This is a genomic window from Fibrella aquatilis, assembly GCF_017353255.1.
GTDB lineage: Bacteria > Bacteroidota > Bacteroidia > Cytophagales > Spirosomataceae > Fibrella > Fibrella aquatilis.
Map to the genome: position 1 here is coordinate 43,337 of NZ_JAFMYU010000028.1, position 25,174 is coordinate 68,510.

16 protein-coding genes are annotated in these 25,174 nt (G+C 56.4%); 8 read left to right on the forward strand and 8 right to left on the reverse strand.

All coding sequences use genetic code 11. From position 1 onward, the window contains the following. Nucleotides 1-9: 9 nt before the first annotated feature. Nucleotides 10-996, forward strand: a complete 987-nt coding sequence (locus J2I48_RS24625) for a Hint domain-containing protein (protein ID WP_207338180.1) — start codon at nt 10-12, stop codon at nt 994-996. 10 nt (nt 997-1,006) lie between these two features. On the opposite strand, the gene J2I48_RS24630 is transcribed toward J2I48_RS24625, so the two are convergent. Together J2I48_RS24630 and lacZ are read right to left on the reverse strand one after the other, a co-directional pair. After that, complete coding sequence (locus J2I48_RS24630; RefSeq protein WP_207338181.1) at nt 1,007-2,488, reverse strand: amidase; 1,482 nt, start codon at nt 2,486-2,488, stop codon at nt 1,007-1,009. Nucleotide 2,489: 1 nt separating this feature from the next. Beyond that, a complete protein-coding gene (lacZ, locus tag J2I48_RS24635; RefSeq protein WP_207338182.1) occupies nt 2,490-5,765 on the reverse strand; it encodes a beta-galactosidase, LacZ type in 3,276 nt (1,091 codons plus the stop codon). 166 nt (nt 5,766-5,931) lie between these two features. Here lacZ and J2I48_RS24640 point away from each other — a divergent pair, with 166 nt between their 5' ends. From J2I48_RS24640 to J2I48_RS24665, 6 genes are all read left to right on the forward strand, one after another. Further along, complete coding sequence (locus J2I48_RS24640) at nt 5,932-6,795, forward strand: TspO-related membrane protein (protein ID WP_207338183.1); 864 nt, start codon at nt 5,932-5,934, stop codon at nt 6,793-6,795. Between the two features lie 141 nt (nt 6,796-6,936). Then, entirely contained in the window at nt 6,937-8,379 is a 1,443-nt protein-coding gene (locus J2I48_RS24645; protein ID WP_207338184.1) for a M61 family metallopeptidase, read from the forward strand. Nucleotides 8,380-8,551: 172 nt separating this feature from the next. Further along, nucleotides 8,552-11,851 (forward strand): glycosyl hydrolase, encoded by a 3,300-nt coding sequence (locus J2I48_RS24650; protein ID WP_207338185.1) that lies wholly within the window; start codon nt 8,552-8,554, stop codon nt 11,849-11,851. A 223-nt stretch (nt 11,852-12,074) separates the two neighbouring features. After that, entirely contained in the window at nt 12,075-12,605 is a 531-nt protein-coding gene (locus J2I48_RS24655) for a hypothetical protein (RefSeq protein ID WP_207338186.1), read from the forward strand. Nucleotides 12,606-12,824: 219 nt separating this feature from the next. Beyond that, nucleotides 12,825-13,712 carry an Rpn family recombination-promoting nuclease/putative transposase gene (locus J2I48_RS24660; protein ID WP_207338187.1) on the forward strand — a complete coding sequence of 296 codons (888 nt, stop codon included), beginning with the start codon at nt 12,825-12,827 and terminating at the stop codon, nt 13,710-13,712. A gap of 227 nt (nt 13,713-13,939) precedes the next feature. After that, nucleotides 13,940-16,297, forward strand: coding sequence for an ABC transporter permease (locus tag J2I48_RS24665; protein ID WP_207338188.1), 2,358 nt, complete (start codon nt 13,940-13,942; stop codon nt 16,295-16,297). Between the two features lie 74 nt (nt 16,298-16,371). On the opposite strand, the gene J2I48_RS24670 is transcribed toward J2I48_RS24665, so the two are convergent. From J2I48_RS24670 to J2I48_RS24680, 3 genes are all read right to left on the reverse strand, one after another. Continuing rightward, complete coding sequence (locus tag J2I48_RS24670) at nt 16,372-16,965, reverse strand: TetR/AcrR family transcriptional regulator (protein WP_207338189.1); 594 nt, start codon at nt 16,963-16,965, stop codon at nt 16,372-16,374. Between the two features lie 165 nt (nt 16,966-17,130). Then, nucleotides 17,131-17,901 (reverse strand): class I SAM-dependent methyltransferase, encoded by a 771-nt coding sequence (locus tag J2I48_RS24675; protein ID WP_207338190.1) that lies wholly within the window; start codon nt 17,899-17,901, stop codon nt 17,131-17,133. A 104-nt stretch (nt 17,902-18,005) separates the two neighbouring features. Beyond that, nucleotides 18,006-18,476, reverse strand: coding sequence for a redoxin domain-containing protein (locus J2I48_RS24680; protein ID WP_207338191.1), 471 nt, complete (start codon nt 18,474-18,476; stop codon nt 18,006-18,008). A gap of 103 nt (nt 18,477-18,579) precedes the next feature. On the opposite strand from J2I48_RS24680, the gene J2I48_RS24685 reads away from it, so the two are divergent. Beyond that, nucleotides 18,580-19,500, forward strand: coding sequence for an ROK family protein (locus J2I48_RS24685; RefSeq protein ID WP_207338192.1), 921 nt, complete (start codon nt 18,580-18,582; stop codon nt 19,498-19,500). 94 nt (nt 19,501-19,594) lie between these two features. Here J2I48_RS24685 and J2I48_RS24690 read toward each other — a convergent pair whose 3' ends face one another. The 3 genes from J2I48_RS24690 to J2I48_RS24700 all read right to left on the reverse strand — a co-directional run bounded on the left by J2I48_RS24690 (nt 19,595) and on the right by J2I48_RS24700 (nt 25,158). Further along, a complete protein-coding gene (locus J2I48_RS24690) occupies nt 19,595-20,968 on the reverse strand; it encodes a hypothetical protein (RefSeq protein WP_207338193.1) in 1,374 nt (457 codons plus the stop codon). A gap of 156 nt (nt 20,969-21,124) precedes the next feature. Beyond that, complete coding sequence (gene uvrB, locus J2I48_RS24695; protein ID WP_207338194.1) at nt 21,125-23,146, reverse strand: excinuclease ABC subunit UvrB; 2,022 nt, start codon at nt 23,144-23,146, stop codon at nt 21,125-21,127. A 269-nt stretch (nt 23,147-23,415) separates the two neighbouring features. Next, nucleotides 23,416-25,158, reverse strand: coding sequence for a RagB/SusD family nutrient uptake outer membrane protein (locus J2I48_RS24700; protein ID WP_207338195.1), 1,743 nt, complete (start codon nt 25,156-25,158; stop codon nt 23,416-23,418). Between the last annotated feature and the right edge of the window lie 16 nt (nt 25,159-25,174).

Here is a 25,174-nt window from a genome sequence, read left to right on the forward strand (position 1 = left end):
CTTCATTCCATGAAATCACTTTCGTACCTCTTCCTGCTGGGCGTGGCCCTATTTACCAATTTCTTTTCGCACCGAGCAATGGCGCAGGCCACGGCAGGTACGCTAACCGCCGAACAGGCCACGGCCGTGAAAGCCATCAAAATTGCCAACGCAGACAAAGACACCTACTTCAAATCTGGGGGGTATATTTTGGAGCGCTATGAAGACCGGCCTCCTTACGTATTCACCTACAGCGACGGTATCACGCGGAAGGTATATCTGTACAAAATCTACAGCGCCGCCGACACCAAAGAACTGGGTCTGCTGGCCCTGTACCAGAACGGCAAAACCGGCGAGTCGAAATCATTTGTCGTGCCCGGCGTGGGTGCCGACCGCAAAGCGTGGGACGCCTACCTCGACGACCTCAAATATGTGGGTGAAAAAGAGCCGGGCCTAATGTCTGCCATGACGTTTGCGCTCAGCCGCGAAATGGCCACGCTGCTGGGTGGTGGTAGCGCTAAAATTGACGAGGGCGGCAAGAAAAAAGAAGAATATAACTTCTGTTTCAGCGCCGAAGCCCCGGTACTTTTGGCCGACGGTAGTAGCAAGCCTATAGCACAAGTAGCTATTGGTGAGACTATTATGGCTTACGAATCAACTTCTCACGCGGTAGTGCCTGCCCAGGTAACGGGCGTTCAGCGGCACAAAGGGCAGTTTGGCCTGATAGGCATCTGGACCGTTCCGGAAGCCGAACTTAGCGCCAGCCGCACGGCTCAGCTCACCCCACCCAGCCTGCTCGAAGCTACCGATAATCACCCCGTGCTGACCGCCAGCGGCCGCAAAGCCCTCGGCGAGGTGGTCCTCGGCGAAACCGTCTACCGCTATGAAAATGGCCGACTGCAATCCCACCGCGTGATTAGTACGGGCACCACCGGCCGGTATACCACCACCGTCTATAGCCTCACTACGCAGCAGGGTAGCTACGTGGTCAATGGCATGCTGGTGCTGGAAAAGTAGTTTTTGGCGGTCATTGGTCACTGATAGCTGTAAAGCTTTCTTCCAACTGCGCGGCCACCCGAAACAACAGGTTCTCATTACCCAGTGCGGCGGTGAACATGGAGCCTACGGGCAGGCCGTTGGCAGAGACGTGGAGCGGCACCGACATAGACGGCTGGCCGGTCATGTTGGCAATGGGCGTGTAGGGAATGTAGCCAAATGACTTTTCGGCCAGCTGGTCAATCTGCTTGCTGCCTTTCAGAAAACGCAGGCCACCCAGCGCATCGACCATCTTCATGGTGCGGGTTTCGGCCGCCGAGTTTTGCAGTTCACCAATGCGGATGGGTGGGCGCGACATGGTGGGCGTAAGTAGCAAGTCGAAGCGTTCGTGGAGGTTGCCCATCTGCCTTGTAAGCGCGTTCCAGCGCCGTTTCTGGTACGAATTATCGACGGCGGTGTAGGCTTCTGAAATGCGCGACAAGGCCCAGGTGTTCAGTTCCATATCGTCGCGGCGGGCGGGGCGTTTCAGGTAGTCGCTTAGCTCGCGGATGGTCGCGCCTGTTTCGCTCAGCACCATGGTCAGGAACACCTCGCTCAGCGCCGTTTGGTCATAAGGCAGAGCAATTTCCTCAACGGTATGACCCAGGCTTTCGAGTAGTTTGGCCGTTTTCTGCACCGCCAGTACGCATTCGGCGTGGGTTTGCTGGCCCGGAAAGGGGTGCTGCGTGGTGAGGGCAATGCGCAGCTTGCCGGGGTCTTTGCCTACCTGACTCAAAAACGTGTCGGCAGTTGGACCCAGCGTGTAGGGGTCGCCGGGGGCCATGCCCGCCGAAACGTCGAGCAGGGCGGCACTATCGCGCACCGTGCGCGAGAGCACGTGGCTACGCACCGCGCCCTGCCACATTTCGCCAAAACCTGGCCCCAGCGAGGCACGCCCCCGCGAAGGCATCAGCCCAAACAGCCCGCAACACGAGGCCGGAATACGGATGCTGCCACCCCCGTCGGAACCCGACGCGGCCGGTACAATGCCCGCCGCCACGGCCACCGCCGCCCCTCCGCTGCTGCCCCCCGGCGAGTAGGCCGGGTTCCAGGGGTTGCGCGCCGGGCCGTACAACTCCGACTCGGTATAGGGCGTAAGGCCAAATTCGGGGGTGTTGGTTTTGCCGAAAAACACCAGCCCGGCCCCTTTGTAGCGCGCCACGGCATAGCTGTCAGTAGCTGAAATATGGCCCGCATAGCCCCGGTTGCCCGATTTCATGGGTGTACCGGCCCATTCAAGCTCCAGGTCTTTCAGCAAAAACGGCACCCCCCGAAACGGGGCGTCGGCGGGTAGTTGGTCCAGCATCCGGTGGCCCTGCTCGTAGAGGGGCGTCACGATGGCGTTCAGTTCGGGGTTGACGGCCTCGGCGCGGGCAATGGCCAGGTCGAGCAGTTCACCCGGCGTAGTATCGCCCTTGCGGACCAGCTCAGCCAGCCCCAGGGCATCGTGTTGGCGGTATTCGGAGAAGGTCATATCATCGTGGTAATACCAGGCTCACCACCTCTTTGCGGTCGGTGCGGGCGTCGGTGGGGCGGAGGCGGAAGGAATAGGTATAGGTGCGGGTAGCGGGGAGGAGGTATTCGGCGTGGGTGCGGGGTGTCCAGCTGTCGTCACCGCCAAGGCCCATTTGCCCGTAGTCGATGTTAAGCAGCGTGGTGTTGCCGTGCTCTACGGTTTGGGCATGGGGGTTTTTGGCGGCCATCAGCGCTGCGTCGGTGTAGTCGCGGGCGTTGATGTTCAGGAGCGCCGAGCCGCTAAAGGGTTCGGCCACCACCAGCAGGCCCGTGGTGTTGCCCGCCTCGGCCAGGTAGGCCCAGCGCACGTCGGTTTTGTTGCCGTTTTCCTGGGCCATGGTATACGGAAAATACTGGTCGGCCACCTTGCCGGTATACTGCCCCACAAAAGCGGCTTCTTTCCGGTCCTGGTAGCTCTCGAACGGTCCACGACCATACCAGGTAAGCAGGCTCATGCTGGCGGGCAGGGTTAGCTGGGTGCCCACGCGGGCCACGGGCGGCAACGTTGCGCTGGCGGGAGCGGTGCAGGTGGTCGACACGATCACGTCGCCGGTGCCATAGACCATGTATTCGGTTCGCTGACGAATGGTGCCGCCTTTCATGATGACGTCGTTGACGCAGGTAACCCGAACCCGCTGCGGACCCGCGGGCGAACCAGCTGGCATGAGCCGCTCGACCTGCATGTCTACCGGCGACACCATGGGGCGGTCCAGACCGGCTTTACGCCAGCGGGCGGCGTAGGCTTTGTCGCCACCGCCTTCGTCATTGTCGGTGGGTACGCGCCAGAAGCTGGGTTGCAGAATACCCCCGGCGGTTTGGCTGCTCATGAGGTTTTTCTCTTTGTAGAGCCACTGGCTGATGCCCCCCACGGCCTTGCTGAACACGATGCCGAAATCGGCTCCGCGCAGGGCTACGCCGTTGGGTGTGGGCACATACTTCAACTGCGGAATACGCCCCACACCCACCACCGGCGGCATGGGCGTGTCGGTCTGGATAGGAAACTGTTCGGCGGCTACTTCATGTCCGGCGAGTGCCCAGGGCGTATCCTGTTTCAGTTGCAGGCTGAGCACCAGGAAGTACTCGCTGCCCGCCTCCCGTGCAGCCGGAATAACATAGGGTACGGTCACCTGCACGCCCTGACCGGGTTTGGCCGCCAGCGTAGCCACTGTGCCGGTGCTCACGACCTCGCCGTTGCGCATTAGTTTACAAACCAGCTTCAGGTTATCAAGCCCTTGAAAATCATACGTATTACGAATGTTTACCTTCGTTTCGGTGGCCGACAGCGGTGCGGGTAGGGCAAACTTCACGTAACTGTAAGCCCGTTTCACTTCGTTAAGCTCCGGCTGAGGCGACCGGTCGGGGTTTACCAGGCCGTCGCAGGCGTTGGCCCCGTCGATGTAGTTGATATGGTCGGTGTAGAACTTGCCTTTTTTGTCGCGCAAAATCAATCCCTGATCTACCCAGTCCCAGATAAACCCACCCTGAAGGCGCGGGTATTTGTCAATGGCGTTCCAATAGTCTTTCAGGTTGCCTACGCTGTTGCCCATAGCGTGGGCATATTCGCAGAGGATCACCGGCCGGGTAGGGTCTTTTTCCATCAGCCTGACCATCTCTTCCGCAGACGGATACATGGTCGAAATGATGTCGAAGCTCGATAGGGTGCTCTGCGTGTAGGGCTTGCGGCCTTCGTAGTGAATGGGGCGGGTGGGGTCTACCTGCCGCATGATGCTGGCCATGTCGGTAAAGTTTTTGCCCATGCTGGTTTCGTTGCCCAACGACCATATAATGATAGACGGGTGGTTCTTGTCGCGCTCAACCATGGCCCGGCCTCGCGCCACAAAAGCGTCGCGCCATTCGGGCCGTTCGGCCAGGTCATAGCCTTTGTACCACAGTTCATGGCTTTCGATATTGGCCTCGTCGATCACGTAGAGGCCATATTCGTCGCAGAGGTCATACCAGTCCGTTACGTTGGGGTAGTGGCTGGTGCGCACAGCGTTAATGTTGTATTGCTTCATCAGCTTGATGTCTTTCACCATGCTTTCGCGGCTGATGACCCGACCCGTGTTAGGGTCGAACTCGTGGCGGTTCACGCCCTTGAACGTCACCGCCTGCCCATTGACCAGCAGTAGCCCGTTGCGCATTTCCATTTCCCGGAAGCCTACCCTCTGGCTCACGGCCTCCTGCACCACGCCGTCCATGCCCATCAGTTGCAGGGTCAGCGTGTACAGATTCGGGGTCTCCGCCGACCATAGCTGCACGTTGTTGAGGTACTGATTTACCCGAATCAGGCTCTCCTGGTCTGACCCCACGGCCGTGGCCGACGACAGGTTGGCGGTGTAGACCACTTTCTGCTGTGGGTCGTAGAGGGTGGCCTTCACGATGTAGGCGGGCATATTCGACCCCGTCAGGTTGCGCACGTAGGTGGTCAGTTTCAGCGTGGCATTGCGGTAGGTGGGGTCTTCCATATCGGTGGCCACCTGCATGTCGCGCAGGTGTACGCGTGGCTTGTTGAGCAGCGTGACGTCGCGGAAAATGCCCGAAATGCGCCAGAAATCCTGGTCTTCCAGATAACTCGCATCCGACCAGTTGATGACCTCTACGGCCAGCACGTTTTCGCCGGGGCGTAGGGCTTCCGTTAGCCGGAACTCGGCAGGGGTCATGCTGTCTTCGTGGTAACCGATGTACTTGCCATTGAGAAACACCCGGCAGGTAGATTGCACCCCCGCAAAGTGAATAAACGTCTCCCGGTCAGACCAGTTAGCCGGCACCGTGAACTTGGTTCGGTAGAGACCCACGGCGTTGGTGTCGGCCTGAATCAGGGGCGGGTTGGCCGGAAACGGGTGTTTGATGTTGGTGAAAATAGGCCGGTCGTAGGCGCGGCCTTCGCGGGCACCCACCACCTGCCAGTTCGATGGCACGGGCAAATTATCCCAGTCGGCGTCGTTCAGGGCGGGGTCTGAAAAGCTGGATTGCACCAGTTTCGGTGTCTTCAGCCACTTGAATTTCCAGGTGCCATTAAGCGACTTCATCATGGTCGACGCACTCCGGTCGGCGGCAATGGCCTGTTGTTCAGTGGTGTAGGGCCAGATAGTGGCGTGGGGTGGCTCGGTATGCTGGCTGCTGATTTTCGGGTTTTCCCAGAAGGCGGCGTTGTCGGATTGGGCCAGGGCCGGGGCGGCCATTGGGCCTAGCGCCAGCAAGAGAAAGGTACAGAGACGATGATACGGTGAAAGCATGAGCGGAGGGTAGACGATCGGTAACAAAGCCGGAAGATAAGGAGAAGGGAGGAAAGGAGGAAAGGGAGGGCGGAAGGAAGGGAATTGCTGATTCCCAACATTGCCAGCCTGAGGTGGGTTACGTTAGCGTACTGACGAACTCAACCTCCGCTTCGGCGGCTATGTCATGGAAAACGTAAAAATGAGCCGCATCGCCACGGCTGCCCTAGTGGTAAGTAGCATTGTGGGCACGTACTTCTTCGCTGGTCCCCGCAACCGTAAGAAACGCACCGATGTGGTGCCCGCCTTCAAAGGCGAACTCGACGCTAACCTGGCCACGCCCGCCAACGGTACCTTCGCCGCCGTCTGGCCGGTCATCTACACCGGCACCCTGGGCCTGGCGGTGCATCAGGCGCTGCCGTCGCAGGTAGATAATCCGCGCTACGAAAAAGCCGCCCCCTGGCTGGTGGTTAACTATTTGCTCAACGCCCTGTTTGGCGTGTTCTTCTCGCGGGGTGAAAAGTCGGCGCGGGTAGCGGCCAATGCCATCACGGTGGCGCAGTTGCCTACGGTGCTGGCCCTGCACCACGCCCTGGAAGTGGGCAAAACCGAAGTGGCCGAACCCGAACGCACCTTTCAGCGCACGGTGGGCATCTACGCGGGCTGGATCACCGTAGCCACGGGCGTGGCCACTACCAACCTGCTCATCGAGGCGGGCTACCGCGTCAGTCCCAAACGAGCCGAACCCTATGCCGTGGGGCTGCTGAGCATTCTGGGCGGTATTGGTCTGGCCGTGTCGAAAAAGCTAAACGACCCCTACTACCTGCTGCCATTTGTGGCGGGCTTCACGGGCGTGGCCGCCAAGCAATATGGCCGAAACAGCACTCTGGCGGGGGTTTCGGGTGCTCTGGCCCTAACGGTAGCGGGCGTTTTTGTACAGCGTATCCGCGAAGCCCAGGCCGACGTCACCGAGTTGGGCAATGACCAAATCGCCGCCGAAGCCGCCCGCGAAGAGATGGCCGAAGAACCGTATTATATTGACATGGACTGAAAAAGAGTTCAAGGTCTAACGTCCAAAGTTCAAGCGCCCCTGATTAAAGTTGCTTCGCGCTTCAGTGACATATGTGCGAAACAACTTTAATCAGGGGCGCTTGAACTTTAGACGTTAGACCTTGAACTTGCAACCTACCTCATGCACTACACCCTCACTGCCCTTGCCGACTCTTCCTTCGATGTTACCTGTCGGGTTGAGGACGTGGCGGGCGATACGCTCGATTTGCAGTTGCCTGCGTGGCGGCCGGGGCGGTATGAATTGCAGCATTTCGCCAAAAATATTCGGGCGTTTGGCGTGGTGGATCAGGAGGGTAAGCCGTTGCCCGTTCGGAAGGTGACCAAAGACCGGTGGCGGGTGCAGACGGCGGGAGCCACGGCTATCGAGGCACGTTACAATTACTTCGGCCTGTTGGCGGGCGACCATAAACTCGACGCGGGCAGCAGCTATGCCGACGAGCGGTTCTGGAGCGTGAACCCGGTGAACCTCTGCGTGTATGCCGAAGGCCGTTTGCACGAACCCTGCACCCTGGTGCTGACCATTCCTGACCGCTGGCAAGTTGCCTGCGGACTGCCGACAAATGGACACAATACGCTGACTGCCAGTGACTATTACGCGTTGGTCGATAGTCCGTTTATTGCGTCGGGGTCGGTGTGGGCGGTGCATTATGATGTGGCGGGGGTGCCCATGACCATCTGGATTCAGAACTGGCCCGGCGCGTTTAACGCCGCCCGCATGGCCCACGATTTTGCCCGGTTTACGGAAGCGCAGATCCGGCTTTTTGGCGAATTCCCACCCGCCGACTACCATTTTCTCACCGTCGTTTTGCCCGTGGCCTATTACCACGGCGTAGAACACCGCAACAGCACCCTCCTCATATTGGGGCCAGATACCGAAGGCGAAGGCCTGTATGTCGACCTGCTAGGCGTGGCTTCGCACGAACTGTTTCATACCTGGAACATCTGCCGCATCCGCCCCGCCGAGTTGCTGCCCTACGATTTCACCCGCGAAAACTACTTCACCACCTGCTTCGTGGCCGAGGGCATCACCACTTACTACGGCGACCTGATGCTGCGCCGCGCTGGAGTTTTCGACGATGAGGCGTACCTAAAAGAGCTGTTGGTGGTGCTGAAACGCCATTTTGAGCAGGCTAACCACGCCGCGCTGTCGCTCACCGAATCGTCGTACGATCTCTGGCTCGACGGCTACGTGAAGGGCGTACCTGACCGCAAAGTATCAGTTTACCACAAAGGCGCCATCGTGTCGCTCATTCTGGATCTGCACCTCCGCCGCCAAACGGCTCACGCCCGCTCCCTCGACGATGTAATGCGGCAGCTTTGGGTGCAATTTGGCAAACCGTTTATCGGCTATGCCTATGCCGACTACCGCGCCGTCGTGGCCGACGTAGCCGGTGATCCCCTCGACTGGTATTTCGACACCTGCATTACCGGCACCACCCCCCTCGACGACCTGCTCAACGACCACCTGGCCTTCGTTGGCCTGCGCATGACCTACGACGAAGCCGGGCTGGTGCTGCTGGAACGGGAAGAAAGCGCCGAGTGGGCGACATGGATGAGTGCGTAGCGATAATTGCCGGATTCTGCATAGTACTTGCCGGTTTGTTCCGCTTCCGCCAGCAGAAAATTGGGCAGATTTGTCTAGTATTTTCCGGTAAAAAGCCAAAATAGGTCGCGGGCTGCGTATCATTGAGGGATGCATATGATGACCCCCTATTCCCATAATCCCTTTCCTACTTATGAAGCAGTTATTCCTGCCCTTACTCCTGATACCGGCGCTGACCATAGCCCAGCCTACCGTCCTGCAACAGAATTTTCAGACCCCGCCCAACGCCGCTAAGCCCCGCGTGTGGTGGCACTGGATGAACGGCAACGTCACCAAAGACGGCATCCAGAAAGACCTGCAATGGATGAGTCGGGTGGGTATTGGCGGGTTTCAGAACTTCGACGCCAGCCTGTTTACCCCGCAGGTGGTGCCCAAAAAGCTGGTGTTCATGACCCCCGAATGGAAAGACGCCTTCCGCTTCACCACCGACCTGGCCCAGAAGCTACAACTCGAAATGGCCATTGCCGGGTCGCCGGGGTGGAGCGTGACGGGTGGGCCGTGGGTGCAGCCGCAGGACGCCATGAAGAAGTACGTCTGGACCGAAACGCGGGTAGCGGGCGGTCAACCGTTTGCCGGTAAACTACCTCAGCCACAGGCTACTACAGGCAAATTTCAGCAGGTGGGCCTGCCCAAAACAAGTATGCTCGGCGGTGATACGGGCGAACTGCCCACCTACTACCAGGATGCCCTGGTGGTGGCCTACCGCCTGCCCGCTACCGACCGGGTGCTCACCCAACTCGCGCCCAAAATCACGTCGAGCGGGGGGACGTTTAGCCTACAGGAACTGACCGACGGTGATCTGTCCAATGCCCGGTACCTGCCCCCCATGGAGGTAGGGCAGCCGATGTGGATTCAGTATGAATTTGATAGTCCGCTGACGGTGAGGGCCTTTTCGCTTGCCGGAGCCAGCCATAGTGCCCTGGAAGATTTCAACGGCGGACCCGCCAACCGTTCGTTTAGCGTGAGCGACGATGGCGTAACGTTCCGGCAGGTAGCCACCGTATCGGGCAGTATTGTGCCGCAGAATACCGTGCGTATTCCCGCCACTACGGCCCGGTTTTTTCGGATCAATTTCACTACGCTGGCCCCGGAGGTGAGCGTGTTTGCCATCATGGCCGGGGCTAAACCCGAAGCCGGTAAACCCGTGGGCGTGAACGTGGCCGAGTTGGTACTGCACACCGCCGACCGCGTGGATCAGTTTGAAGACAAAGCAGGCTTTACGCCCTGGAAAGAAGAAGCCCTGCCCAAAAGTGACGAACCCACCGACGCCATCGCCCCCGCCGACGTATTGGACCTGACCAGTCGCCTGAGCGCCGACGGCACCCTAACCTGGACCGCCCCGCCCGGCGAATGGATGGTGGTGCGGCTGGGCTACTCGCTCACGGGTCGGCAGAACCACCCTGCCTCGCCCGAAGCCACCGGCCTGGAGGTCGATAAGCTGGATAAAGTAGCCGTGAAGAAGTACATCGAGACGTACCTAGACATGTATAAAGACGCCACCGGAGGCCAGATGGGGGCAAAAGGGCTGCAATACATGATCCTCGACAGCTACGAGGCGGGCCATATGACCTGGACCAAAGCCATGCCCGACGAGTTTCTGAAACGGCGCGGCTACGACCTCAAACCCTGGATTCCGGTGCTCACGGGCCGGGTGGTGCAGAGCCTCGACGCCAGCGAAAAATTCCTCTGGGACTTCCGCAAAACCATTGGTGAACTGATTGCCGACAACCACTACGACGTCATCGGCGATGCCCTCCACGCGCGGGGCATGAAACGCTACACCGAGTCGCACGAGAACAGGCGCATCTACCTGGCCGACGGTATGGACGTGAAACGCCACGCCGATATTCCGATGTCGGCCATGTGGACGCCGGGGAGCCTGGGTGGTGGCAATGACGAAGAAGTACGCAGCCGCGCCGACATCCGCGAGTCGGCGTCGGTGGCGCATATCTACGGCCAAAACCTGGTGGCGGCGGAGTCGATGACGTCCATTGGCAACGCGTTTAGCTTCCACCCCGAAAAACTCAAGCGCACCGCCGACCTGGAAATGGCGTCGGGCCTGAACCGGTTTGTGGTGCACACGTCGGTGCATCAGCCCCTCGACGACAAGAAACCCGGCTTCTCGCTAGGGCCGTTCGGGCAGTATTTTGGGCGGCAGGAAACCTGGGCTGAGCAGGCCAAACCCTGGGTCGATTACCTGGGCCGGAGTTGCTATTTGCTGCAACAGGGCAAGGCCGTGGTAGACGTGCTGTATTACTACGGCGAAAACCAGAATATCACCTCGCTCTGCACCGAAAAACTGCCCGCCGTGCCCGCAGGCTACGAATATGACTTCGTTAACGCCACCACCCTGCGCGATGTAATCCAGGTTGACAACGGCAAGATCGTAGCCCCCAGCGGTCAGCGGTACAGCCTGCTGGTGATTGATCCCAACGTTCGTTACATGACCCTGCCCGTGCTGAAAAAGCTGCGCGACCTGGTGAAAGCGGGCATGAAACTCACCGGCACCCGCCCCCAGCAGTCGCCCAGCCTGGGTGATGACGCCGCCCAGTTCACTATCATCGCCGACGAAATCTGGAGCAGCCCGAACGTATCTGACAAACCCATCGACGCCTTACTGAGCGGCATGGGTATTGCCAAAGACGTGATCGTCTCGAAAAATCGCGCCGAGGTGCTCTACGTCCACCGCCAGACCACCGAGGGGGACATTTATTGGCTCAACAGCCGCAGCGACACCACCAACGCCGCCGAGGTGAGCTTCCGGGTGGCGGGGCGCGTACCGATGCTGTGGAACCCCCAAACGGGCAAGACCGAGCGGGTGTCGTACCAGATGAGCGGGGGCCGCACCATTATTCCGTTGCGGTTTGCCCCCTGGGATGCTTACTTCATTGTCTTCGGCGAAAAAACGACCGCGCTCACCTACGCTAAACCCGCCGTGACCGAATCGACGGTGACGCAGGTGGGTGGCAACTGGACCGTCACCTTCCAGCCGGGCCGGGGTGCGCCCGCCCAAACCGCCATGCCCGCGCTGACATCGCTAACCAACAGCCCCGACGCAGGGATCAAGTATTTCTCCGGCACCGCCACCTACGACAACACCTTTACGATGCCGTTTGTAGCCAAATTCAGCGCCTACGTGCTTGATTTGGGGTCGGTGAAGAATCTTGCCGAGGTGATCGTGAACGGACAGAGCCGGGGCATTGTCTGGAAAAAGCCGTTCCGCATCGACATCACCGGTGCGCTGAAACCCGGCAAAAACACGGTGCAGGTGCGGGTAACAAACCCCTGGGTTAACCGCCTCATCGGCGACGCCCAGCCAGACGTTACCAACAAGATCACCTTCACCACCATGCCGTTCTACCAGGCCACCTCCCCCCTCCTCCCCGCCGGCCTCCTGGGACCAGTACGGGTGATAGCCCAAAAGCCGCAGTAAATCGGCACACCGGAACATTGGCCGCGTAGCCGGATCGCCGGACCGGCTACGCGGCCGACATGTCTACCACTCAAAGAATCACCTTACTTTCAGCAAGCTGCTTGCAACAGTCTATATAGTTTCGTATACTTATGAAGTAAGCAGCCAACAACCCTACATTCGCGTTTGGCCAGACAACGACACTTAACTTGCGGCGATACCACGTACCTGAAGAAATTGACCAATGGGCCTTATTTTTCACTCATTCACGTTTGCTCAAGGCTTACCAACCTTTCTGAGCCTCAAACAACGGTTTGAGCAACAAACAGGACTACTTCTCGATTTGAAAGCGATTGTACATTTACCCGTTTTGTGTTCGTCAGAGGAAGTCAGCCTTGCCCTTGGTCAAGATGCCGACAAAGTTTATCAACTGAGCCAAGAACGAAAAACCTTTCTTCTACAGCACCCCAGCCACTACGAAGAGGCGGCTCTTCTCCGAGATCAGCAACTTCAACAGCTTCGTGGTTTGGCCCACGTCAAGGAGTTACAATTGGACATCATCAAATTCTATGCTGTGCCCATAGGCCTTCATGACAACACCTTGAGTTTTGAATCATCAACGGTTGATGGGTATGGCATTGAATCCCTGAGAAGAACTCTGTTCGAGTTGGGTGGGCGTGAGCAATCATCCAGTTCCACTGAAGGCCATAACCCTGCTTGGCGTAAGCTGAAGCGTTGGGAGGAGTATAAATGGTACAATCGGCCACGGAAATAAGTGGCTCCGCAATTTGGCGGATCCGGGCGACAGGAATCATTTGGAAACACCACCATCCTGCGCCAAACAAGGCTTGTATTCGCCAACTAACGCCCCACCACCACATACGAAAACAATAGCCCATATTGTGACTCTCTCTTTACCCCACTATGGTGGTTCTGCAAGGAGGAGATAGCCCTTATATCTTGGCGGTTTGGCTTCGTGGGATACCTTTACCGTATGAACTTGTACAACGACAGCGAACGATTTATTTCCATTCTTTCTGACTATGGTTTCAAGGTGACCTTTGGCAACGAGACCGATACACGGTTTCTACGCAGGGCGTTACAGGCTCTTATCCAGTCGCCGGTAGCGATTGCTAAAGTGGAGTTTATCGAAAGTGAGATTCCGGGTTTAACCAAAGACAGCCGTAGCGGCATCTACGACATCGCTTGTGTAGATGAGACGGGTAATCAGTTCATCGTCGAGATGCAGTTGAGTAAATACCCCGATTTCATTCAACGCATGAAGTTTTATTCATTTTACCGTCTTAACACGTTGATTCGCAAGGGCAGGTATAAGTTCGAAGGCTTGCCTAAAATTTACTGCATCGGTATTCTGGCGGCAAACATTTTTCCGCATATCACTGATTACCAAAATGTTGCGGTTCTTAGGAACGATAAAGGCGAACTGATAGACGAGCAGACCGTGTTTATTACAGTAGAGTTGGCTAAATTCAGAAAGCGATTAGCCAACGTGCATACAGACCTTGACAAGCTTATTTACACCATGAAGACGACCCACAGGACGACCAAGCCCAGACAGTTCCCACAGTTCTGGAACGAGGAGTGGTTAGAAGCGGCCATTAACGAGCTGGATACTCGGCAGATGACCCCCGAAAAGCGCATGGCTTACGAAATGACACTGGCAGCAAACGCCCTGGCTGTACAGAACGAGCAAAGGAAGATTGAGGAAGCTCGGCAAGAGGAAAATCTGGCAGTAAAGGCCCAAACCGTCTTGAGGGCATTAAAACTTGGCAAACTGACCATTGAAGAGATTGCAGAATATAGCGGCGTTAGTACCGACTACGTTTTGGAAATTCAGCGAAGCCCGAACAAAGCCGCATAAGCATAAATGGCAGGGTAGAGAGAATCATGGTTTCGAACAAGAAGCGGTAGCCTCTTTTCGTCTGAAAAGTAGTATTCTTCACTATCGCCTTCCCCCGTCCACATCCGAACGCGAAATGTCCGAAACTGGACAGACTTAGCTTCTTAGCAATCTAGTAATCAGCGACTTAAACGGGTGGCCTTGAATTTGTTCGGGGAATAGCATTGGTCCATAAACCTGGCTCTACTATGCTTCGCAACTACTTCCTTGTCTCGCTGCGTACCCTTTGGCGCAACCGTACGCAAAGTTTCATCAACGTGCTGGGGTTGGCGCTGGGTATGGCCTGTGCACTGCTGATGGGCCTGAACATCGCCGATGAGCTAAGCTTCGATCAGTTTCATGCCAAAGGACCACAGCTCTACAAAGCCTTCAACCGCAACACGTTCGAGGGTAATGTTCATTGCTGGCCAACCACGCCCAGTCCGCTGGCACCGGCGCTGAAAGCCGAGTTTCCCGAGATTGTTGAGTCCACGCGGGTGCTATGGGCGCAACCGCACCTGGCCAACTACGGCACTACCCGCATCAACCTGCAAGGCAGCTTTGTAGACCCCGGTTTTCTGACCATGTTCAGCTTTCCGCTGGTGCAGGGGAACGTGAAAACGGCCTTGGGCAGTCCTAACTCAATAGTCCTGACCCAAACCGCCGCCGCCAGCCTCTTCGGCACCGCCGACCCCATTGGCAAGGTGGTCCGGCTCGACAATAAAGACAGCTTCGTGGTGTCGGGCGTGTTGAAAGACCTGCCCAAAAACACCGAGTTCGACTTCGAACTGTTGCTGCCGTGGACCTACCTCACCAAAACTGGCGATGATGCGGCTTACTGGGGCAACAACTACGTGCGCACCTTTGTGGAACTCACGCCCACGGCCACGCTGGCGGCGGTCAACGCCAAAGTGCGCGACATCACCAAGCGTAATTCAAAAGGCACCGAAGACAACGAAGTCTTTCTCTACCCCGCCGAACGGTGGCACCTCTACGGGCGGTTCGAGAACGGTGCCGAGAGCGGCGGGGGCATTGTCTACGTGCGGCTGGCGGGCTATATCGCGGGCTTTATTTTGCTGCTGGCCTGCATCAATTTTATGAACCTGAGCACGGCCCGGTCCGAAAAACGGGGGCGCGAAGTGGGCATCCGCAAGGTGGTTGGCGCAGGGCGAGGTTCGTTGGTAGGTCAGTTTCTGGGCGAGTCGATGCTGCTGACGTTGCTCTCGTTTATGCTGGCCCTGCTGATTACCCAACTGGCCCTACCCGCCTTGAACACCCTCGCCGAAAAGCGCCTGTTTGTACCCTATGCCAGCGGCTTTTTCTGGCTGGCCTGTTTGGCACTGGTGCTGCTAACGGGCTTACTGGCAGGAAGTTACCCGGCCTTTTTCCTGTCGGCCATGCAGCCCCTGCGCGTGCTGAAGGGGCGACTGGCTACCGTGCGCGGCAAGCTGGCTCCCCGGCAGGCGCTGGTGGTCTTCCAGTTTCTGATCACGGTGGCGTTGCTGGTTTGTACGCTGGTGGTGAAACGGCAAATGGCCCACACGCAGGCCCGCGACATGGGCTACGACCGTAACCAGCTGGTGTTCAGCCGATTCACGGGCGACATCGAGAAAAATTACGCCGTCATCCGGGGCGAGTTGCTGGGGCAGGGCATAGCCACGGCCGTGTGCAAAACCAATAACCCCATCACCGAATCGTATAGCAACACCTGGGGGCTGGAGTGGACAGGCAAGCAGCCGGGGTCAAAAATCACGTTCGACCAGATGACCTGCGCGGGCGATTTCGTGAAAACCATGGGCGTCAAGCTTCTCTCAGGCCGCGACATGGATCAACTCAACTATCCCAACGATACCCTGGCCTGCCTGGTGAACGCTACGGCAGCTAAAGTCATGGGTTTCAAAGACCCGGTGGGTCAGATCATTAAAAACGAAGGAAAGGATTTCCGCATCGTGGGGGTGTTTTCTGACTTCATCTGGGGGTCGCCGTTCGACAAGGTGCCGCCCATGTTTGTGAAGGGCGAAAACTGGTTTGGTACCCTCAACTACCGCCTCAACCCCGCCCTGCCCACCGAGGTAGCCCTAAAAAAAGCAGGAAAAATTTTCGCGCAATACAACCCCGCGTTTCCGTTCGAGGTGAGCTTTGTAGACCAGGAATACAAGCGCAAATTCGACCAGATTCGGCCAATCAGCACGCTGGCGAGCGTTTTTGCCGGCTTGGCCGTGGTCATTGCCTGTCTGGGTTTGTTTGGCTTAGCTACCTACATGGCCGAGCAGCGTACCAAAGAAATTGGCGTACGTAAGGTGCTGGGGGCTAGCGTAGCGGGCGTTGTAGCCCTGCTAAGCAAAGATTTTCTGAAGCTGGTGGTGGTCGCCATTCTGCTGGCCATCCCGCTGTCGTGGTGGGGCATGAATCAGTGGCTGGATAACTACGAGTACCGCGCGCCCCTCAACTGGTGGATTTTTGCCGGGGCAGGCCTCCTGGCCGTTGCCGTGGCCCTGCTCACCGTCAGCTACCAAAGCCTCCGCGCCGCCCTCATCAATCCCGTAGAGGCGTTGAAGGGGGAATAGTAGTGAAAGAGTGAATGGCGAAAGAGTGAAAGAGTGTGGTCCGGCACTCTTTCACTCTTTCGCCATTCACTCTTTCACTTCAGCCCCCGCACGAAGCGGCGCATGGTTTCGCGGTAGATCTGCTCGGAGGCTTCCAGCGGCTGTTGGTGCCGCAGCAGGGCGCTGAGGCTGATGAGGCCGTGGGAGGTGGCCCACCACTCGAAATACAGCCGACGGATGCTCTCGGCCGACTTGGGGATGAATGTGAAGATGATCCGGCAAACGATCTCGTTTACCGACTTGATCTCCGCCGATTCTTCGATGGGGGCCAGGCAGTTGGCGCCGTTCTGGTTATACATCACCTGATACATTTCGGGCTGTTGCATAGCAAACTGCCACTGAATCAGCGAAATCTCGTACAACAGTTTTTCGGGGTCACGGTAGAGCCGTACCAGCCGTTCATACTCATCGCGCAGGTAACGGAATCCATCATTGCGGATTTCGTCGAGCAAGATGTCTTTGCTATCGAAGTAGTCATACACCACCGGGGCACTGTATTCGATGGCATCGGCGATCTTGCGGATCGATACGGATTGCCATCCTTCGCGGCGGGCAATGTCTTTGGCAGTCTGGAGAATCCCCGCGCGCGTTTGTTCGCGGGTGCGCTGCTTACGCTCGACTACTTCCATGATTCCTTAGGTCAATTTTTAGTTAACGGCGTTAATATGCCTGAAAGTTAATAGGTTATTGTCTATTTCATATATCGCTTTTTGCATTTTCATAAAAAATTATATCTGTTCGCAATTGATTAATAAAATAAAAAGTCAGGCTATACGTATCTGACAATTAACTAGTTATGATTCCTTCTGTGCAACAACCCAGATACCCTCATCGCCAACTTTATAATCGTCACCGTATACAGTACCATAACAAGCCAGGGGTTGTAGGCCAGCTATTCCCATCATACTCAACAGTTCGGCAATGGTGTAGATATAATAATGAGCCGTACGATGGGCGGTATCAACCCCTTTATCGGCGTGACGGTAGTAGGTCAGGCGCTGTTCCACCATCGAGTTCATGGGGTCGTACTGATGCTCGGCCAAGACGCGCAGGGTATCGCCCACGGGCAGCCAGGCAAACTCCTGGAAGTCGGGCAGAAAACTCTCAGCTACCATGTTTGAATGCACCAGCAGCCGACCACCCGGCTCTAGACAATCAGCTATGCGTTGCAGGAAGGCCTGCATCTGCGGGCGCGGGAAAAAGCAGAAGCTGTTACCCAGGCAATACGCCGCCCCGAAAATGCCCGGCTCACCCAGCGCAGTGACATCGAGCGTCATGAAATCGCCCGCTATCGTCGTTAGAGGCACTTTTTTACGCTTTGCTTCCTGCTGCAATTCGGCAATAGACTCTGCCGAAATGTCAACGCCGGTCACGTCGGCACCCATCCGGGCCAGGGGAATGGCGTGTCGACCATACCCGCAAAACACGTCGAGCACACGGTCGCCGGGGCCAAACTCCAGCGTTTCCACCAGCAGTTCCAACTCATGCTGCGTCTGTTCCGCCGACTGCGCCGCCCGCCACGCCTCCTGCGGCAAGCCATGAAAAAAGTCTGTATACCAGGGCATTGGGAAGAGTAATTAAGAATTAAGAATTAAGAATGTTGCTTACGCAGGAGCAGGATGTGAAGCCATTCTTAATTCTTAATTCTGCCGCATCGGCGGACCGATTCTTAATTCAATCCCTTCAAAGCCGCCTTAACCCCTTCAAAATCAGGCACGTTACCGGCGTTTTCGAGTACTTCAGCGTATTGGATTGTGCCGGTTTGGTCAATGACGAAGGCAGCGCGCTTGCTTACGCCTTTCATGTTCATGACGAAGTTTTCGTAGAGCGCGCCATAGGCTTCCGACACCTCTTTATTGAAGTCAGACAGCAGCGGGAAGGGCAGGTTTTGCTCTGCCTTAAACTTAGCCAGTGTAAACGGTGAATCGACCGAAATAGCCAGGATATCGGCGTTGAGGTCGGCGTAGGTGTGCAGGTTGTCGCGCATCTCGCAGAGTTCGGCGGTGCATACGCTAGTGAAGGCCATGGGGAAGAATAACAGCACTACGTTTTTCTGGGCGTAATCGCTCAGCGAGACAGGTTTGTTTTCCGATGAGAACAGGGTGAATGCAGGGGCTTGTTGTCCGATTTCCAGGGCCATATGCTTGCGTTGTTAGGCGATTTTAGTGGTTATGGCCGCAAAGGTAGGCGCAAAGAAGGCAAAGGCAGTAAGTTTGCTGTAGGCTATTAACCAACCATTTTTTATGCAAACGTACTGGGGTATTGATCTGGGCGGTACCAAAATTGAAGGCGTCATTCTCTCTTCACCATCACCCGATGCCGTCGTGATTCGGCAACGCATCGACACCGAAGCGCACCTGGGCTATGAGCACATTGTTGACCGGATTGTGCTGCTAATCGACCAGCTAAAAGCCGAAACCGGCTACACCCCCGATAAGATCGGTTTTGCCACGCCCGGTACGTTGGATCCCCGGTCGCAGACAATGAAAAACTGCAACACCACCTGCCTCAACGGACAGCCCCTGAAGCAGGCCCTGCTCGACCGGCTGGGTGTGGAGGTGAACCTGGCCAACGACGCCAACTGCTTTGCTCTGGCCGAGGCTACGCTGGGGGCCGTGCCCGCCGTAGCGCCCAATTTCCAGACCATGTTTGGCGTAATCATGGGCACGGGCGTAGGTGGCGGCGTGGTCTTCCGCGGGCAGGACGGGCAGGCAATGGTGGTCAACGGCAAGCAGGGCATTGGCGGCGAATGGGGCCATAACATCCTGGAAGAGAACGGCTACGACTGCTACTGTGGCAAAAAAGGCTGCAACGAGCAGGTCATTTCCGGCCCCGCGCTGCAACGCTTTTACCTGGAGCAAAGCGGCCAGAAACGCACTATGAAAGAGATTGTGGAACGCCATCGCGCAGGCACAGACCCCATTGCCACGCTCACGATGGAACGGTTGCTGCGCTACTTCGGTCGGGCCATTTCGGTTATCACCAACATCCTCGACCCTGACGTAATCGTCCTCGGCGGCGGCGTGGGCAACATCGATGAGCTATATACCGACGGTGTGGAGCAGCTCAAAAATTACATCTTCAACAACCGCGTGGTCGAAACGCCCATCATCCGCCCCAAACTCGGCGACAGCGCCGGGGTGTTCGGGGCCGCGATGTTGTAGGGTGAATTCAATGTTCGAGGTCTAACGGTCAACGTTGCTTCGCACTGGAAGAATTACACAAAAAGTAACGTTGACCGTTAGGCCTTGAAATGGATTATTTAATAATTATTTCCTGATCATAAGGCTCACTGTCAAGATAGGCTGTCTCGCTTGTGTATAGCCTGTAGGTAACAACATACTGTCCAGTTGGTACATTAGCGGGTAGGGTAAACGAGATAAACCCACCACCATCTGGTCCGGCCAAATAAAAGCTGCTTGGGATGTTTAGAGCTACATCAAACGAAGGTCCTCCCTGGGTAATTGATGTGAACACAAGCCGATCCTTTTTAGCTAGTGATATAGTATTTAAATCAACGCGGTAAACTGTTTCTCTTGTTAATGTACGTGTATTATCAGCTAGGTCAGCCGGGTACCCAACGGCAAATAAGATGGGCTGATTGGCGGTCCGCCTTATGTATGTGCTGATGGTGCTGGCGCTGCCTTTTGTTGCATATAATGTTGCTTTATAGGCTCCCGGCTTCACGTTTGTGGGTAATGTGATCCGCGCATTTCCGGTACGTTCATCAAAATCAGTGATGGGCATGCGCACAGAAAACCCTTTACGATTCGACAACACTACTTCTGGTTTAAACTCGTCGTACAAATTCAATCCCTGAACAACAAGCGACCTTTTTTCGTCGATATCCCAACTGATCGTCGCCAGGCGGGGCGTACCCCGTAGCATATTAATCAATCCTGGAATAGAGATGGTTCGCCCATCTTCTTTCGACACCGTAACGTCGTAAATACCCGGTAATGCCCCGCTGGTAGCTACATACGCCCGGTCGGCACGGGCATCTGTGCAGGGTTGATAATCACTTGGACAAAAGCTCAGGTAAGTTGCATACTCGTAACCTGTCTCTCTATTGATCAATGTCACTTGTGTCCGTTGTCCGTCCAAGAAATTGCGAACCTCGATACTAGGCCGAACGGAGTAATCACCCGTTTCGGCGGTGACCGCTACGGGCGGCGACACCACGCTAAACATACCTGTGTGTTGCAGTTCTATTTTGTACCAGGCCCACTGATTATCGAGCGGATTTACGACATACACATCACGGTATCGGCTTAACCCCGTATCCGTTAGCGAGAGCACCACATCCCGGCTGGGATTATTAAGTCCTATCGTGCATTGTGTACAGGAAAACGTGAGCGACAGGGCAGGTTTTACTACTGAATAGTTTTCGGGGAGTGTGACCGTTATTTTCCGGTTAACGGTATCAATCAGTATATTTTTAGTGGGCACGTCTGGTATAGTTGCCGTCAGCACCTTGGGTATAGGCCCTGGCACCACTGTTGACTGAACAGGCATTGGCGGAACAGGGGGCGCTGTAAATCGCCCCAGATCATCCTGCTTGCAGGTGGCCATGCCAAGAAAACTGAGCAGGCCTACCCAACCAGCCAGTTGGGAATAGAACCGTTTATTCATTGTTGAGATCAGTTTATTATGTCCATATACACAATATAGATATAATGAACTGACCTCGACAATATACTTATGTAACGAATTAGCAAGCCCAGCACGGAGATGCAAGACCCAAGTTTACGAGTCATCCTGCAAGGATAACAAGGCCACTAATGCCTCCTACACCATTTCCTTCTTCAACTTCTCGCGTAGCTGAAATAGCTCGTCGCGGAGGCGGGCGGCTTCCATGAAGTCGAGGTCTTTGGCGGCGCGTTCCATGCGGAGTTGGGTGTCTTTGGCCAGCTTTTCCAGGTCGGTTTTGCCCATGTACTGCACCACAGGGTCGGCGGCAATGCGGATCTCTTCGGGTTCGACATAGAACTGTTTCACCTTCGAGTCGGCCACTTTGGTCTGCCCCATAATCGATTCGCGCGACCGCAAAATCGTGGTGGGGGTGATGCCGTTAGCCTCATTGTATTCGATCTGAATGGCGCGGCGGCGGTTGGTTTCGTCAATGGCTTTGGCCATCGACCCCGTAATGCGGTCGGCATACATGAGCACCTTGCCGTTCGAGTTCCGGGCGGCGCGGCCGATGGTCTGAATCAGCGACCGGATGTCGCGCAGGAAGCCTTCCTTATCAGCGTCCATAATGGCCACCAGGCTCACTTCGGGCAAGTCGAGGCCTTCGCGGAGGAGGTTTACGCCCACTAGTACGTCGAAGTTGCCGAGGCGGAGGTCGCGGAGGATTTCTACGCGGTCCAGCGTTTTCACCTCCGAGTGGATATAACGCGTTTTGATGCCTACCCGCTCCAGGTATTTGCTCAGTTCTTCGGCCATGCGCTTGGTGAGGGTCGTCACCAGCACCCGCTCGTTGCGCTTCACCCGCGTGTCGATTTCTTCGAGCAGGTCGTCAATCTGGTTCAGGCTGGGGCGTACCGAAATTTCGGGGTCGAGCAGGCCCGTGGGACGGATAAGTTGCTCCACCACCACACCTTCGCTCTTGCGTAGTTCGTACTCCGATGGCGTGGCCGACACGTAGATGGTCTGCGGCGTGAGGTCTTCGTATTCCTGGAACGTAAGTGGACGGTTGTCCATGGCTGAGGGTAGCCGGAATCCATAGTCCACCAAGGCCACCTTGCGCGACCGGTCGCCGCCCCACATGGCCCGGATCTGCGGAATGGTCACGTGACTTTCGTCCACCACCATCAGAAAATCATCTGGGAAATAGTCGAGCAGACAGAACGGGCGTTGGCCGGGCTGGCGGCGGTCGAAGTAGCGTGAGTAGTTTTCGATGCCCGAACAGTAGCCCAGTTCGCGCATCATCTCCAGGTCGAACTCGGTGCGTTCCTTGATCCGTTCGGCCTCCTGTTCGCGGTATTCCTTCTCAAAAAAGGCCACCTGCGCTACCAGATCATCCTGAATTTCGTGGATGGCGTTGTTGAGCGTATCGCGGCCTGTGACAAAGAGGTTGGCCGGGAAAATGCTCACCAGCTTCTCGTCAGAGAGCTTTTTGCCCGTGTCGGGGTCGATGCGCTGGATGCTCTCGATCTCGTCGCCGAAGAAAATCACGCGGTAGGCAAAGTCGGCGTAGGCCAGAAACAGATCGACGGTATCGCCTTTGACGCGGAAATTACCCCGCGCAAATTCGCCTTCGGTGCGGCTGTAGAGAATGCTGACGAGCTTATGCAGGAAGGCGTTGCGCCCCATCCGTTCGCCCACGCCAATCCGGATCACGCTGGCCCGAAACTCGTCGGGGTTGCCCATGCCGTAGATGCACGAGACGGAGGCAATCACGATCACGTCGCGCCGTCCGGTCATCAGTTGCGAGGTAGCCGCCAGCCGCAGCTTTTCGATCTCAGCGTTGATGGCCAGGTCTTTCTCAATGTAGGTGTTGGTGGTGGCAATAAACGCCTCAGGCTGGTAGTAGTCGTAATAGGAGATGAAATATTCGACTGCGTTTTCGGGGAAAAACTGCCTGAATTCACCGTATAGCTGCGCTGCCAGGGTTTTGTTGTGGCTCAGAATCAGCGTTGGTCTATTTACTTGCTGGATTACGTTGGCGATAGAGAACGTTTTACCGCTCCCCGTGACCCCAAGCAAAACCTGAGCCGGTTCATTGTTTTTCAGGCCTTTCACCAACTCGGCAATGGCCTTGGGCTGGTCGCCGGTAGGTTGAAAATCTGACGTGAGTTTAAAGTCCATTCGTGTTGTTGTGAATCTACCAATTTACGACAAAACGAACAGATAGGCAAGACGGCTTTAGAAGGTATTCTACGCTACTTCTTCGGGGCTACTCATTGTCAGCGTCAGTTTGGCGTTGAGCAATCGTACTAGTTCGTTTCTAAGGCAACTGTAGCCCCGCGCTAGTTACCCTTCGGTCAGGCTGGGCCGCTTCCATACTTCATGTTTCCAACTAAAAAAAGGCCCCTCAGCAGACGCTGAGGGGCCTTTTTTTACTAAAGCGAAACCAATTAATACCCTGGGTTCTGTTTCAGCACAGACTTACCCTGGTAGTCGATCTGCGTTTGCGGAATCGGCATGTATTCGTCTTTGCCCGGCGTGAACTTGGCTCCGCCATAGCCTACCGACAGCTTGGGCGATTCGTAGGCCAGGAATGCATTTAGTACCGGACCAGCCACACCCCAGCGCACGAGGTCATAGAAGCGGTGGCCTTCGCCCGATAGCTCCAGCTTCCGTTCAAACTGCACCGCCGTACGGGCCGCCGCCTTATCGGCAAAGGGAGCCGTGTAGGGTTTGATCACGTAGTTAGCGGCGGGCTTACCGTCGGCACCCGTTACAAAGCCATCGGCGTTGGCAGCGCGGGCACGTACCTGATTGATGTACGTCTGCGCCGTAGCCAGGCTACCCACCTCAATTTCGGCTTCGGCGGCCATCAGCAGCAGGTCGGCAAAACGGATGATGTTGTAGTTGATGGCCGAATAACCGTCTGTCCATGAGCTACCGTCGGTGAGGGTTTTGTCCTGCGATTTGTAGAAGACGAACTTCTTGGGCGAATAGGGTCCGGCAAAGCCCTGGTCACGAATCCAGTCGAGGCCGGGGTGAACCTGCCAGTCGAGATAGGGAATACCCCGCCGACCAATTGACCAGTCGAGGCGCGGGTCGACCGGGTTGGCATCGGGTGTAAACGGATCTTTCGAGGCAATACCCTGGTCGGTTTTCAACTGGTTGGCCCCCACATTATACGACCCGTCGAGCAGGGGCAGGCCGTTGGCGTTGGTGCGGAACGAGTTGGCCAATTCGAAGCTGGGCGCAAAGAACCCGCAGCAACCGGCTGGGCCATTGGAGCCGGTGTTGTAAGGGAAGTTGAGCACCAAATCGGGGTTGGCGTTGTCTGAACTACCCGTGTTGGCGGCTGCCTGCATAGCAAAGATCGACTCGGTATTGTTATCACTGGCAGCGTTGAATACGTCGGCGTATTTAGCTACCAACGCGTACTTCTTGCCGCCTGATGTAACGCCGCTGGCAATGATCAGATCAAAAAGTGCTTTGGCAGGGGCGTATTTCTGCTGGTACATGTACGTCTTGGCCAGGTAAGAGGCCGCTGCCCACTTGTTGGCCCGACCCACTGCCCCCTGCGTGGCGGGCAGGTTATCATAAGCGGCTTTAAAATCGGCTTCGATGTTAGCCCAGATGTCCTTGTCGTTGGCTACCTTCTCAATCCCGCTGCCATAGTCCAGCGTCTCGTCAACGTAGGGGACCATATTAAACGACCGCTTCAGTTCGAAATAGTAGTGCCCCCGTAGGAAACGCGCTTCGGCCGTAATACGCGTTTTGTCGCCATCAGACACCTCTGCCGATGCTGTTTTCAACGCCCTCAATACGGCGTTGGCCCGGCTAATGCCCTCATACATAGCATTCCACTTGTCATTAACCTGACCGCTGCTGGGCAACAGTTCATAGCGCTGAAAAGGCGTCAGCGCGTTGAAGTCACCGGCGTTCGACCCCTTGTTGGCCTCACCGCCCGAAATACTACCCCGTGTCCAGTTGTTTGAACTGGCCGACTGCGTAAACCCGCGGGCATTTAGCTGCGAATAGCTGCTGATCAGCAACCCATCAAGACCGGCCAGCGTTGTAAGCTGGTTGCTGGCCAACTGCCCCGTTGCCGGGATATTAAGAAACTTGTCATTGCAGGCAAACGTAGTCAGCACCAGCAGTGCCGTAGCTACCATTCCCTTTCCGATGTATGTTTTCATGTGTAGTTGTCAGGTC